Here is a 13,011-nt window from a genome sequence, read left to right on the forward strand (position 1 = left end):
CGCCGGCGCCCCCCGGCTCCGCCGCTACGCACCGCCGGGCGTCGCGGTGGCCGCGCCCACGACCGCGTCGGCCGGCAGCAGGAGCGTCCAGCCCGGGCGGACGAGGTCGGCGTCGGAGAACCGCGACCCGTCGGCCTGCACCCGGTCGCGGTTGAGCTCGAAGACCTCGCGGTGGCGCAGCGGGTCGCCGAGGGTGCGCTCGGCGATGTCCCAGAGGCAGTCGTGGTGGCGGCCGTTCGGCGGCTGGACGACGTAGACGACGAGGCCCCGCGCCTCCGGCGACGCGTCGTCCACCGTCGGCGTCACCGGGGTGGCCGACGGCACGGACCGGGCGGGGTCCGGCGTCGCGGTGGTCGCGGGACCGGCGTCACCGCCCACGACCGTGCGGGCCGCGCCGGCCTCGTGCCCCGCGGGCCAGCCGGCGTCGTGCCCGGCGGGCCAGCCGGCGTCGTGCCCAGCGGGCCAGCCGGCCTCGGGGGTCGCCGTCGCGACGGGGGCGTGCTCGAGCGCGAGGGCCGGTGCGGCGACCGGCACGGTCCCGGCGGCGACGAGCAGCACGGCCGCGACCAGCCGCCGGGCCAGCAGGGGCGCCGGTCCCCCCAGGACCGCGCGGGCGGACGGGGCCCCGGACGCCCAGGCGTGCAGCTCGAGCAGGACGCAGACGACGAAGTGCAGCCACAGGAGCCAGAGGACGACGGCGAGGACGTCGAGGACGGCCGTCGTCGACAGCTCGGCGTCGAGCCAGCTGCGGTCGGGGACGGTCGTGGGCAGCGGGTTCCCGACCAGCGTGGCGAGGGCCCACGGGACGCCGCCGAGCACCGCGAGGAGGACCGCCGCGGCGGCCAGCCCCCGCAGCACCTCCCCGGCCCGGGTGCGCCCGCTGAGGGCCGCGCGCGGCAGGCGGTCGCGGGTGGGGGTGCCGGTCACGGGTTCTCCTCCGGTCGGGTGGGGGTCAGGGGCACGACGAGCGTCTGGACCTCGGTGACGCGCAGGTCGACGCGGACCGAGCGGCGCACCTCGCGCAGGGCGGTCCAGGTGGCCCCGTCGTCGGCGCTGCTCTCGATGCGCCACGTCTCGGTGCCGGTCACGGCGTAGGTGTCCTGGTCGCCGGCACCGGCCGCCGAGGTCCGGCCGTAGCGGAACGAGCAGACGTCCGGACCGGTGCGGTCGGTCTCCCCCGCCCGCAGTTCCCGGCCGGGCCCCGCGCACGTGACGGGACGCCGGCCGGGTTCTCCCGGCAGGACCTCCAGGGACGTCAGGACGCCGCGCATCCGGCTGCGCCCCAGCGCGATCGTCGGGGCGGACGCGGCGACGGCGGAGAACGCGACCGCCTGCCCGATGCGGGGCGTGCGCGAGGGGGTGGTGACGAGGGTCCCCTCGACGACACCGCCGCGGGCCTCGGCGCGGGTGAGGTAGCGCCGTTGCCCGGTCGTGAGTTCCCACCAGAACCGCGGACGCTGCGGGTCGTGGCGCAGCAGCGTCACCGTCGAGGTCAGCAGCGTGGTGTCCCACGCCGGGGCGAGGGTCCGCGCGTCCGGAGCCGGACTCAGGCACACGCGCAGGAACTGCTCGGGCAGTTCGACGGGCGGGGCGACGGTGGGGGTCGGCATCGGAGCCGCCGTGGGAGTTCCCGTGGGGGTTCCCGTGGGGGTTCCCGTGGGGGTTCCCGGGGTGCTGCCGGGGTCCGGTTCCGGGGTGGACGGGACGACGGTCGCGGTCACCGCGGGAGGGGGCGGGACCAGGGTCGGCACGGGACCGAGGTCGACCGGGCGCGCGTCGGCCGGGGTGAGGTCGTGCTCGCTGCCCGCGGGCAGCAGCCAGCAGCCGGGGACGGGCGCCCCGGCGAGGAGTTCGGCGTAGCTGCGGGCCGTTCCGCCACCGGCGCAGCGCATCCCGTACGCACCCGCGGCGCTGGACCACAGCGCGCACGACCCTGCGGTCCCGTGGACGTCCCCGCCCGCGGACAGCAGCCGCGCCGCACCGGCCTCGGCGGCCTGCGCCGACGACGGCCCGGAGAGGACGGCCAGCGCCACCACGACCGCGCCCAGTACCGCGCCCACGGCGCGGCCCATCAGAACCGCTCCGCGGTGACGTCGGTGGCCGCGCACGTCCCGCCGTCGGCGGTGAGGTCGTCGACGAGCCAGCGCCCGTCGCGGCGGACGACGACGGCCGTCGCGGTCGCGTGGTGCGGGGCGTTGAGCGCGGCCCCGGTCCTGGCGTCGACCTGCCAACCGCGGTCCTGCAGGCACAGGGCGAGGTCCACCCGGTCCGGGCCCGCGGCGTGCCGCCCGAGCACGCCGGCGGGGTACGGCCCGGGCATCCGGTCCCCGAGGTTGGCCGCGAGCAGGGGCAGCGCCCAGGACAGCGCCTCCGGGGTGAGGGACGCCGTGAGACCCGGGACGGCCGCGGGGTCGGCCGTGCCCGCGTTGACGGCGAGCGCCTGCTGCCGCAGGTACTCCCGCACAGCGTCCTCGGGGCCCGTGGACGCCGGGACCGAGGGGACCGGGACCGAGGGGGCCGGGGTCGCGGACGCGGTGGTCGCCGCCGGGCTCGGTGGTGCCGGCGGCGCCGTGGGCGGGGCGAGGTGGGCCGGCTGCCCGCAGCCGGTCAGGACGACGGTCAGCACCCCCGCGGACGCGGCGGTGCGGCGGACGTGACGCGCACGGATCACCGGGCGTCCTCCTCTCGGGTTCCTTCGAAGGGCCGGGCGCTCCCGTCACCGGAGGCCCGCAGTTCACGGACGCCGACCAGGCCCAGCAGGGACGTCGGCAGGACGAGGTCGACGTGGGCGCGCACGACGGTGCGCCGCCCGGCGGGGTCGCCGACGCTGGTCGTCCCCCGGAAGCAGGACCCGGGGTCGACCAGCGGCGCCCCCGAGGCCGCGACGGCCCGGCAGTACGCCGTGACGCGGGCCGCGACCTGGTCCTCGGGCAGCAGCGCGAGGTCGTCCGCGTCGAGGTCCACGGCCGCGGCCCCGGCCCGTGCGGCCTCCTCGGCGTAGGCGACGGCCCGGGCGCGGGCGGTGAGCTGCCGGGCGGCGTCGACGACCAGCCCCGCGAGCAGCAGCAGGACGAGGGCGAGGACGGGCACGGCCGGGGCGATGGACCCCTCCTGTCCGCGCAGGTGGTTCACGACAGCTCCCGGTTGGGGTCCAGCGGCGAGGAGAACGCTCCGGTGACGTCGAGGGCGCCCGGGACCCCGGGCAGTCCCAGGTCACGCAGCGGCACGCGGCAGTGGGCGGTGACGGTCACGAGCCGACCGGCGGCGAACTCCGGCAGGGGGTCCACGACGAGGGTGTCGGCGCACGCGCCCGGTCCGACGGCACCCCGGACGACGTCGGCGGCGCGGCGCTGGGCGTCGACCGCCGACCGCGCCGTCGTCGCGGCCCGCGCCGCGTCGCGCACCCCGGCGTCCAGGGTGGCGCCCGCGGACGTGTACCGAGCGCAGCCCAGCAGGAACGCGACGAGCAGGAGCAGCGCGGGGGCCACGAGCACGAACTCCAGGGCGATCGACCCGTCGTCGCGACGGGCGGTCACCGGGCGCTCCCGAACCGTTCCACCGTGCCCGAGGCGCGCTGGGTCGTGCGCAGGTCCAGACCGGGGACGAGGCTCACGACGCGACCGCTCACCTCGACGGTGACCCGGTCGCGCGCCGGGGTCCACGCCGTGACGGCGTGGGGTTCCAGCAGGGACTCCCGACCCACCGTGGCGGCGAACTGCTCCACGTGGGCCCGCACGACGGGGTCGGCGGACGCCGCGGACTGCTCGTCGGGCAGGACCCGCAACTGGGCGACGCCCTCGCGGGCCGCGGCGAGCGCGACGGACCGCCCGTACGCCCACAACCCGGCCTGGATGCCGAAGAACACCAGCAGCAGGAACGCGGGGGCCACGAACGCCATCTCCAGCGCGGCGGACCCCCGGTCGGCGGCGGACCGGGTCACGACGTGCAGGAACTTCCGACCGCGACGGAGGCGCAGGTCTGCAGCTCCCTGCTCTTGTCCTGGACGATCTTGTAGACCGCCCCGCCGATGAGCGAGGCGGCCACCACGACGACCGCCGCGATGACGGCCCACTCCAGGGCTGAGGCACCGGCGTCCCGGCCGACGGCCGTTGCCCGGCGCCACCGCGCCACGAGGGTCTCCAGGAACACCGGCGAGCGGCGCGGGGTCGAGCGGGACATGGGGTTCTCCTCCGGTCGGTGGTGCGGTGGGGGTGGTGGTCGTGGGGTGGTGCGGGGCGCTGTTCACGCGGTGGCGAGCAGGTTGTGCACGGCCGGGAACGCGAGGAACACCATGAACGCGGTGCACAGGACGAGCTGGGCGACGAGCATCGACTGCGACTTCTCGCCCGCCTCCCCCTCGACCTCCGCCATGTCCTTGCGGCGCAACGTCGCCGCCCGTGCCGCGAGGGAGCCGCGGATCGTCGCGCCGTCGTCGGCCGCGAGCGCGAGGGCGCCGGCGAGGTCGACGAGCTCGGGGACGTCGAGTTCCTCCCCCAGCGCGCCGAGCGCCTGCCAGGGCGTCGCCCCCGCCAGCCGCGCCCCGGTGAGGGCCTGCCGGATCCGGACGAGGGCCCAGTAGTCGCTGACGGAGGCCGAACCCAGCAGCGCCTCGGGCAACCCGCGGCCGCCGGCGAGGTTCATCGCGACGAGGTCGGAGAACACGCCGACGACGCGCCGCAGGTCCCGCCGGCGCCGGGTGGCCTCCCCGCGCAGGGCGAGGTCGGGGACGGTGAAACCGGCCAGGCCGAGGACGAGCGCGAGGGCGAGCGGGACCCCGCCGGGCAGCGGAACCCCCCAGACCCGCAGGACGGCCCAGCACACCGGGGCCAGCAGCAGCAGGAGCACCCCCGCGACGACCTTGGTGGCCAGGAACTCCCCCGTGCCGCGGCCCAGGACGGCGAGGTCGGCGCGCGTGCGGCGTAACCGCCAGCCGCGGTCGGCGGCGAGCACCTCGAGCCGGTCGCCGAGCCGGGACACCGACCGGCTGAGGAGGGCCGACGGTCCGACGGGCCCCCGGGCCGGCGCGGTGGAGGCGGCGGCTTCGGCGTCGGACAGCACGCGACGGTGGACCGAGCGGCGGGCGCCGTCCAGCCGGGCGACCCGTGCACCCACCGACGGACGGGCGGGGACGAGTGCCGCGGTGAGGACGACGAGGCCGGTCGCCGTGAGGGCCCCCGTCGCGAGGGCCGTCTGGAACTCGCTCACGAACCCGCCGCCCGCACGGCGAGGAACCGGTCGTGCGGGTCGGCCTGGGCGAGGCGGCGCAACCAGGCCAACCCGGCGACGAGGAGGCCCGCCACGACGACGAGGGCCAGCTGCCCCGTGAGCGTGCCGTAGGGCGCGACGTAGTCCCGGTTGAACACCGCGAGCAGCCCCATGACCCCGAGGACGATGAGGAGCACGATCTGCACGCTGCGGCGGATGCTGCGGCGGCTGGCCTCGATGCGACGGCGGACGTCGAGCTCCTCGCGCGTCGAGGCCGCGAGCGCCGTGAGGACGTCCCGCAGGCCGGGGCCGCGCAGCCGCGCGTTGAGGACGAGGGCCGCGACGACGACGTCGGCGCTGGGGTCGTCGACGTCGTCGGCGAAGCGCAGGAGCGCCTCGGGGAGGGGTTCGCGGACGCGGAGCCGGTCGACGAGCAGGGTGAGCGCGGGGCGCAGCGCGGGCGCCGCCGTGGCCGCGGTGGCCGGGACGGCCTGCTCGAGCCCGATCGCGCCGGCGATGGTGTCGCGCAACGACTCCGTCCAGGTGGCGAGGGCTTCGATGCGGGCCGTGCCGCGTTGTTCGGCGGCGCTGCCGCCGAGGAGGCGGTGCCACCCGGCGACGAGGAGGCCGATGCCGATCCCCGCGACGACCCAGCGCGTGAGGACGAGGGCGAGGACGCCCGCGCCGACGGCGAGGAGCAACCGCCGGCCGGCGGCCCCTCCGTGGCGACCGGGACGGCGGGCCGGCCGGCCGGCGGCCCGGCCGCGCACCCCGAGGACGGTGAGGAGGACCCCGCCGCCGGCGACGGTCGCGGTGAGGGCGACGAGCAGTTCGGGCGCTAGGAGTTCGGGTGCGAGGAGTTCCGTCACGCGACCCACCCCTCGTGGGCCGGGGCGACGTACCCGGCGGCCGCGAGGTCGTCGGCGCACTGCAGCGGGGCGTGCGCGCGGGCCGTCCCGTCGGGTCCGGCGAGGAACACCTCGGAGCTGAGGACGCGACCGTCGACGCCCGTCACCTCCCGCACGCTGGCGACGACGCGGCGCATCCCGCCCCCGAGGTGGTGGGTGTTCTGCTTGTGCAGGAACACGACGAAGTCGACGGACCCGGCCACCAGCAGGTGCGTCGCCTCCACGGGGAGGCGTTCGGAGGCCTGCAGCGCGTAGGTCGCGATGCGGTTGAACACCTCGGCGGAGGAGTTCGCGTGGATGGTCGACAGGGACCCGTCGTTGCCCTGGCTCATGGCGTTGAGCATGGTGACGATCTCGTCGCCGAGGACCTCCCCGACGATGACGCGGCTGGGGTTCATGCGCAGGGACCGCCGCACGAGGTCGGCCATCGTCACGGCACCCTGACCCTCGGAGTTCGGCAACCGTTCCTCGAACGCGACGGCGTTGGGGTGCAACGGATCCAGGTCGAGTCCGAGTTCGAGTGCGCGTTCGACGGTGATGAGCCGCTCGTGCGGGCCGATCTCGGCCGCCAGGGCGCGCAGCAGCGTCGTCTTCCCCGAGTTCGTCGACCCGGCGATCATGACGTTCTTGCGGGCGCGGACCGCGGCGCGCAGGAACTGCGCGAGGTCGTCGGTCATGGTGCCGGCGGCGACGAGGTCGGCCAGGGTCGCGGTGGCCAGCCGCGCGCGGCGGATGCTGAGGGCGGGCCGGCGGCAGACACCCATGACGGCCGACAGGCGGGACCCGTCGGGGAGCCGGAGGTCCAGCTGCGGGTTCGCGGCGTCGAAGGGTCGGCTCGCGAGCCCGACGGTCCCGGCCAGGACCTGCACGAGTTCCACGAGGTCCTCGTCGGACTCCGCGACCGGGTCGTGCAGTTCCTCGCGGCCGTCGGCGTAGCTGACGAAGACGCGGTCGCACCCGTTGACGTCGACGTTCTCGACGTCGGGGTCCTCCAGCAGCGGCTGCAGGCGCCCGACGCCGAAGAGGGCGGCACCGACGGCCGCGGCGACCGCCTCCTCCCCGGCCGGGGTGAGCGGTTCCCGGCCCGCGGCGAGTTCGGCGCGGGCGTGGTCCTCCAGGACCTGCACGACGAGGGAGCGGGCGAACTGGCGTTCGTCGGCGGGGGTCAGGGGTGGCCGCCCGCCGGCCTCCTCCCGGCGGCGGAAGGACGTGAGCCGGTCCGCGACGGCCTGCCGCACGCGGCGGACGAGGTCGTGGTCGGGGCAGTGCGCGACGGCGCGGTCGGTAGCGGTGGTGCCGGTCGCGGTGGTGCTCACGCGGCGCTCCGGGGCGCGGGCAGGACGGTGACGGGCAGGAGGGCGGGGAGGGTGCCCACGAGGCCGGCGACGAGGGTGCGTCCCGCCCGGACGAGGGCCGTCCGCTCCGGCCGGGTCACGCGTCCACCGGTGAAGACGGAGGCGCCGACCGGGTCGAGCGGGAGGCGGCCCAGCTCCTCGACGCCGGGGACGGCCGACCGCAGGACGTCCACGGCCGACGTGACGTCACCGGAGCGCCGGGTGGTGTCCCCCACGACGACGACCCCCAGGCGGGGCCGCCACCCGTCGGGACGGCGCAGGGCGGTCTGCAGCAGCTGCACGCGGTCCCGCGCGTGCAGGACGGCCGCGGTCTCGGCCCGGACGAGGACGACGACGCAGTCGCTGCCGCGCAGCAGGTCCAGGTGCAGGGGCGCCGCGCCGACGCGACCGGCGTCGACGAGGACGTCGAGGGGTCCCGGCGCGTCCGGGTCGTCCCCGGACGGGCGACCGAGCTCCCCGACCGCGGCGGCCAGGGCCGCCCAGCCCCGGCCGGCCGCGAGGGCCTGACCGGGCCCGCCGACCCCGAGGACGACCTGCGTCCCCCCGGCGACGGGTTGCGCCTGGTCCAGGACGGCGGCGGCGTCCAGCCCGTGGCGGGCGGCGCTCAGCAGGGGCAGCAGACCGCGCCCGGTGTCGAGGACGCCCCCGTCGGGGGCGGACAGGCGGGCGGCCAGGTCACCACCCGCAGGGTCGGCCTCCAGGAACAGGGCGGGGCGCGGCCACAGGGCGGCGGCCAGCAGGGCGGTGGTCGTCACACCCGGGGACCCCTTGGCGGACAGGAAGGTCACGACGGCCACGGTCAGCTCCCCGCCAGGTCGACGGACGGGGTGGTCGCGCCGGCGAGCCGCACGAGGGCGACCTGCCCGGCCGCGGCGGCGGCGACGACGGTGGCGGCGTCGGCCTGCGGGACGAGCAGGGAGACGTCGCCCGCGCCCGAGGTGGCGGTGACGTCGCCCGGGCCCGTGACGTCCGGCGTGCCGCCGGCGACGACGCGCGCCGCGTCGAGGAGCACCGTGCCGGCGGGCTGACCGGTGACCGTGGTGGCCCCGTCGGCGGCCACGAGGTAGGCGCGCACGACGTCCCCGGCGGCCAGCGGTGCCGTCGGGCGCTGCTCGGCGCGCACGACCACCCCGACCACCGCCGCACCGGCGGGCACGGTCTCCCCCGCGAGGAACATCGTGCGGTTGACGAGGGTGTCCGCCGGGATGCGGGTCGTGGCGTGGGTGCCGACGAAGTTCTCCAGCGCCTGGGCCGGCACGACGGCGGCCCCGTCGGCGGCCACCCGGGCCGTCCGCAGGTCCGAGGCCTGGACGAGCTGGCCGGGGGCGATGTCGGTGCGGGCGACGAGGACGTCGACCCGCTCGCCCGTGCGGTGGACGACGAGCGCGCTGCCGAGCGCTCCCGCCACGACGAGGACGAGTCCGAAGGCCGTGAGCACCGGGCGGCGCTCGCGCACCGGACCCGGCACGCGGCCGGCGGCGGAGGTGGCACCGGGGACGACGGGCCCGCGGACGTGCGGGAGCGACGGGGAGGCGGTGGGCATGTCTCGACGGTGCCAGCGCCGGTCCGGCCGCCGGTGACGTTCGGCGGTCGTTGCGCCGTCCGGAACAGCCTGTTCACCCGGCCAGCGGACGCCGTGGGCACGCTGTGTGCTCAGATCGGGTGACTGCGCGCCGTCCGGCCGCGCGGCGCTCCGGGGACCGGCCAGGGCGGACGTCGCGTGGCGCGCGCCGGAACGCGGAAGCGGCGGCGGTGTCCGGGGACACCGCCGCCGCGGCCACCGACGGTCGTCGGTGGTGGAGGTCCAGGACCGTCAGCGGTCGGCGAGTTCCTCGCCGGCCCGGACCCCGGACCCGAGGCCGGAGACCTCGCGCGACAACTCCTCGGCGACGGCCTCGACCCGCGGATCGCGCAGGATCGACATGTGCTCGCCGGCCACCGGGACCACGACGAAGCTGCCGCTGAGGTGCGGGGCCCACTGCCGGCGGATCGAGGCGTCGACGTCGTCGGCGGCCACGACGACGAGCGTGCGGCCGGGGTAGACGTCGGTCGTGTACCGGCGCTGGAGGAAATTGCCCTGGCGGAAGAACCGGACGTAGTGCCCGAGACCGGGGTGCGCCTTGATGCCCGTGAGGGCGAGCGAGACCGCCTCCTTGGCCTTGGCGTAGAACCCGGGGTACTCCGGCGCCGGGATGACGGCGGGGTTCGGCGGGAAGGAGTCGAGGATCGCGAGGAGTTCGACCTCCTGGCCTGCGCGCCGCAACTGCTGGGCCATCTCGAGGGCGACGAGACCGCCCATCGAGTGCCCGGCGAGCCGGTACGGACCGTCCGGCTGCTGTTCGCGGACGGTCGCCACGTGCCGGCGCGCCATCTTCTGCACGGACCAGTCGGGCAGGGCCCGGTTCTCCAACCCGTTGGCCTGCAACCCCAGGACGGGGAAACCCGGGACGAGGCGCTGCGCGAGCGTGCGCAGGGCCAGGGCGGCCCCGCCGGCACCGGCGACGAGGAACAGCGGCCGGCCCTGGCCCTCGCTCCGCAGGGGGACGAGCGTGGGCCGCGTGCTGCGGGTCTGCGACCGGACGGCGATGGCGAAGGAGGCGACCGTCGGGGCGGCCGCGACGATCGAGGTCCCCCCCGTCGTGTTCACGCCGTCCGCACCGAGGGCCTCGACGCGGCTCACGAGGGCCTCGGCCGCGAGGGAGTCCCCGCCGAGTTCGAAGAAGTCGTCGTGGATCGAGAGGTCCTCGAGCTCCAGGACGGCGCAGAACTGCTCGTGGACGACCTCCTCCCAGCTCGAGCGCGGCACCTCGAACGGGGCGCTGCTGCGGGGCGGTTCGGGCAGCTGCGACCGGTCGAGCTTGCCGCGGTCGGTGCGCGGCAACGCGTCGAGGAACACGACGTGCTCGGGGACCATGTGCGAGGGCAGGTTCTCGCGCACCACGGCGCGGACGGCCGAGGCCTGGGGCCGGGACCCCTCGGGGACCACGTACGCCACGAGACCCGTGCGACCGGTCCGCGGGTTCGGCCGGCCCACGACGAGCGCCTCGCGCACGTCGGGCTGGGCGAACAGCAGCGCGTCGATCTCGCCCGGTTCGACGAGCAGACCGCGGATCTTCACGCTGTGGTCGCTGCGGCCGAGCAGCCTCAGGCACCCGTCGGGCCCGAGGCTGCCGACGTCGCTCGTGCGGAACGTGCGCGACCCGTCGGGGTTGTCGGAGAACACCTCAGCGGTCTTCTCGGGGTTGCCCCAGTAGCGGGCCCCGAGCCAGCGCGAGGTCAGGACGACGCGACCGGTCCCGGTGTCGGCGAAGGTGCCGTCCTCGAGCTCGACCTGCAGGCGCGCGCCGGGGACCGCCCAGCCGACGGGCGTGGCGCCCTCGGGGGCCTCGTCGTCGCCGCTGATCGCGTACTCGGTCATGAGCCAGGTCTCGGTCGAGCCGTAGCGGTTGCGCAGCACGCAGTCCGGGCCGACGGCGCGGCGGACGGCGGCGAGCTCGGCGCCGTGGACCGTCTCCCCCGCCATCGTCACGGTCTTCAGTCCGTCGAGACGGCCCTGGGGGCCCAGCGTCGTCACGACCCCGCGCAGGATGGCCGGGGACGCGAGGAGCACGTCCGCACCGACCTCGCGCAGGAACCCGGGCAGTTCGGTGACCGACCGGCGGCGGGGGTCGAACAGCTCCAGCCGCGACCCGGCGAGCAACCCGGCGAGCGTGGGCGTGGTGCCCGCGCTGAACGCCATCGGCAGCAGGTGCGCGACGACGCTGCCGGCGGGGTAGGCGCCGGTGGCCTCGGAGTTGACCCACGTGTCGTGCAGGATCGAGCGGTGGTCGCAGGCGACGCCCTTGGGTTGTCCCGTCGACCCCGACGTGTAGACGATGACGGCCACGTCGTCCGGGGAAGCGGTCCGCGTCAGCAGCGCCGAGGCGGCCGCGAGGTGGTCCGAGCCGTCCTGCGCACCGACGTGGGAGTCGGGGTCGACGACCGTGCCGGCGACCTGGGCCGCCGTCGCGCGCCGGTCGGCGTCGCTGACGACGAGGGTCGCGCCGGCGGCCTCGACGTAGTGCCGCAGCCGGACGGCGGGGGTGGTGGGGTCCAGGACGACGACGGGGTGACCGGCGGCGACGACGCCGACGACGGCCGCGACCGCCCCCGCGTCGTGGCCGCGCAGCACGGCCACGGGGACCTCCTGCGGGTCCCGCCCGTCGGCGCGGTGGTGGGCCAGGACGGCGTGCCGGACGAGGGCGGCGCGCTGCAGCAGACCGGCGCCGGTCAACCGCGTTCCGGGGTCGGCCACGACCACCTCGTCCGCCCGAGCGAGCGCGACGTCGACGATGCGCGGCAGCAGCTGGCCCTGCGCGTGTTCCTCGGAGAACCTCGTGAACCCAGCGCCCACGACGTCCGTCCCTGCGTGTTGCCCCACGGGTGAGCCCCCTCCCCCGACCGGCCCTGCAGACCGGTCTCGTGGGCCGCACACTAGCCCGTCGCTACCCCCTCGCACGGACGACTGCGGGGGTTCTGGGGAGATCAGGCCCGACCGGGGGACGAACCGCTACTCAGCGTCCCGGAGGTTGCACCGCGCGCCATCTCCGCGCTCCTGAACCCTTACGGACGGGAGGTTTCAGGCGGCGTCGCCGCGCGCGACGAGTTCACGTGCGAGCTGCCGGTAGGCCTCGGCCCCGGGGTGGTTCGACGCGTAGGACGTGATGGGTTCGGCGGCGACGGAGGCGTCCGGGAACTTGACCGTCCGGCCGATCACCGTGTGGAACACGTCGTCACCGAACGCGTCCACGACCCGGGTGACGACCTCCCGGCTGTGCAGCGTGCGGCCGTCGTACATCGTGGCGAGGATGCCGTCGATCTCCAGCGCGGGGTTGAGGCGCTCGCGCACCTTCTCGATCGTCTCCACGAGCAGCGCCACCCCGCGCAGGGCGAAGAACTCGCACTCCAGCGGGATGAGGACGCCGTGCGAGGCCGTGAGCGCGTTGACCGTCAGGAGCCCCAGCGACGGCTGGCAGTCGATGAGCACGACGTCGTAGTCGCCGAGGGCCGGACGCAGGGCCCGGGCCAGGACGCTCTCGCGCGCGACCTCGCCGACGAGCTGGACCTCGGCCGCGGACAGGTCGATGTTCGCCGGCAGCAGGTCCAGGCCGTCGACAGCCGTCTCACGGATGACCTCGCGCACGTCGGTGCCGCGCTCCATGAGGAGCTGGTAGACGGTCTTGTCGAGCTCGTGCGGGTTGATGCCCAGCCCCGCGGACAGCGCCCCCTGCGGGTCGAAGTCGACGAGCAGCACGCGTCGGCCGTACTCGGCGAGCGCAGCCCCGAGGTTGATGGTCGTCGTCGTCTTCCCGACCCCGCCCTTCTGGTTGCACATCGAGATGACGCGCGCGGGCCCGTGCTGCTCGAGGCGGGCGGGCACGGGGAAGGTCGGCACCGGCCTGCCCGTCGGCCCGTTCTGCGGACCGAGCTCCATCTCGGCCTGCACCGGGCGCGGCTCCGGGGCCGGCTGCTGCGTCGGCTGTGCGCTGGGCGCGGGAGTCTCC

At 76.5% G+C, this 13,011-nt stretch carries 14 protein-coding genes; all 14 read right to left on the bottom strand.

Annotation, left to right across the window (positions count from 1 at the left end; genetic code table 11):
• Positions 1–24 precede the first annotated feature (24 nt).
• The 14 genes from AB0637_RS20575 to AB0637_RS20640 all read right to left on the bottom strand — a co-directional run bounded on the left by AB0637_RS20575 (position 25) and on the right by AB0637_RS20640 (position 12,941).
• Positions 25–927 (bottom strand): hypothetical protein, encoded by a 903-nt coding sequence (locus tag AB0637_RS20575; protein WP_366174553.1) that lies wholly within the window; start codon positions 925–927, stop codon positions 25–27.
• Positions 924–2,072, bottom strand: coding sequence for a hypothetical protein (locus tag AB0637_RS20580; protein WP_366174554.1), 1,149 nt, complete (start codon positions 2,070–2,072; stop codon positions 924–926). The genes AB0637_RS20575 and AB0637_RS20580 overlap by 4 nt, the downstream gene beginning before the upstream one ends.
• Positions 2,072–2,671 (bottom strand): hypothetical protein, encoded by a 600-nt coding sequence (locus tag AB0637_RS20585; RefSeq protein ID WP_366174555.1) that lies wholly within the window; start codon positions 2,669–2,671, stop codon positions 2,072–2,074. The genes AB0637_RS20580 and AB0637_RS20585 overlap by 1 nt, the downstream gene beginning before the upstream one ends.
• Positions 2,668–3,132, bottom strand: coding sequence for a pilus assembly protein TadG-related protein (locus AB0637_RS20590; protein ID WP_366174556.1), 465 nt, complete (start codon positions 3,130–3,132; stop codon positions 2,668–2,670). The genes AB0637_RS20585 and AB0637_RS20590 overlap by 4 nt, the downstream gene beginning before the upstream one ends.
• Positions 3,129–3,536, bottom strand: coding sequence for a TadE/TadG family type IV pilus assembly protein (locus AB0637_RS20595; RefSeq protein ID WP_366174557.1), 408 nt, complete (start codon positions 3,534–3,536; stop codon positions 3,129–3,131). The genes AB0637_RS20590 and AB0637_RS20595 overlap by 4 nt, the downstream gene beginning before the upstream one ends.
• Positions 3,533–3,940 (bottom strand): TadE family protein, encoded by a 408-nt coding sequence (locus AB0637_RS20600; protein WP_366174558.1) that lies wholly within the window; start codon positions 3,938–3,940, stop codon positions 3,533–3,535. The genes AB0637_RS20595 and AB0637_RS20600 overlap by 4 nt, the downstream gene beginning before the upstream one ends.
• Positions 3,937–4,179 carry a hypothetical protein gene (locus AB0637_RS20605; protein ID WP_366174559.1) on the bottom strand — a complete coding sequence of 81 codons (243 nt, stop codon included), beginning with the start codon at positions 4,177–4,179 and terminating at the stop codon, positions 3,937–3,939. The genes AB0637_RS20600 and AB0637_RS20605 overlap by 4 nt, the downstream gene beginning before the upstream one ends.
• Positions 4,180–4,242: 63 nt before the next feature.
• Complete coding sequence (locus AB0637_RS20610) at positions 4,243–5,205, bottom strand: type II secretion system protein (RefSeq protein WP_366174560.1); 963 nt, start codon at positions 5,203–5,205, stop codon at positions 4,243–4,245.
• Positions 5,202–6,074, bottom strand: a complete 873-nt coding sequence (locus AB0637_RS20615; protein WP_366174561.1) for a type II secretion system F family protein — start codon at positions 6,072–6,074, stop codon at positions 5,202–5,204. Before AB0637_RS20615 ends, AB0637_RS20610 begins: the two co-directional genes overlap by 4 nt.
• Positions 6,071–7,429 carry an ATPase, T2SS/T4P/T4SS family gene (locus tag AB0637_RS20620; protein ID WP_366174562.1) on the bottom strand — a complete coding sequence of 453 codons (1,359 nt, stop codon included), beginning with the start codon at positions 7,427–7,429 and terminating at the stop codon, positions 6,071–6,073. The genes AB0637_RS20615 and AB0637_RS20620 overlap by 4 nt, the downstream gene beginning before the upstream one ends.
• The gene (locus AB0637_RS20625) at positions 7,426–8,265 is read right to left on the bottom strand and encodes a hypothetical protein (RefSeq protein WP_366174563.1); all 840 of its coding nucleotides are present in this window, start codon (positions 8,263–8,265) and stop codon (positions 7,426–7,428) included. The genes AB0637_RS20620 and AB0637_RS20625 overlap by 4 nt, the downstream gene beginning before the upstream one ends.
• A 2-nt stretch (positions 8,266–8,267) precedes the next feature.
• Positions 8,268–9,011: an SAF domain-containing protein gene (locus tag AB0637_RS20630; RefSeq protein WP_366174564.1), complete on the bottom strand. Its 744-nt coding sequence runs from the start codon at positions 9,009–9,011 to the stop codon at positions 8,268–8,270.
• 270 nt (positions 9,012–9,281) lie between these two features.
• A complete protein-coding gene (locus AB0637_RS20635) occupies positions 9,282–11,861 on the bottom strand; it encodes an AMP-binding protein (RefSeq protein WP_366174565.1) in 2,580 nt (859 codons plus the stop codon).
• Between the two features lie 225 nt (positions 11,862–12,086).
• On the bottom strand, positions 12,087–12,941 hold the full coding sequence (locus tag AB0637_RS20640; protein ID WP_366174583.1) for an AAA family ATPase: 855 nt from the start codon (positions 12,939–12,941) through the stop codon (positions 12,087–12,089).
• Positions 12,942–13,011 lie beyond the last annotated feature (70 nt).

This window comes from Kineococcus sp. NPDC059986, from assembly GCF_040702905.1.
Lineage (GTDB): Bacteria > Actinomycetota > Actinomycetes > Actinomycetales > Kineococcaceae > Kineococcus.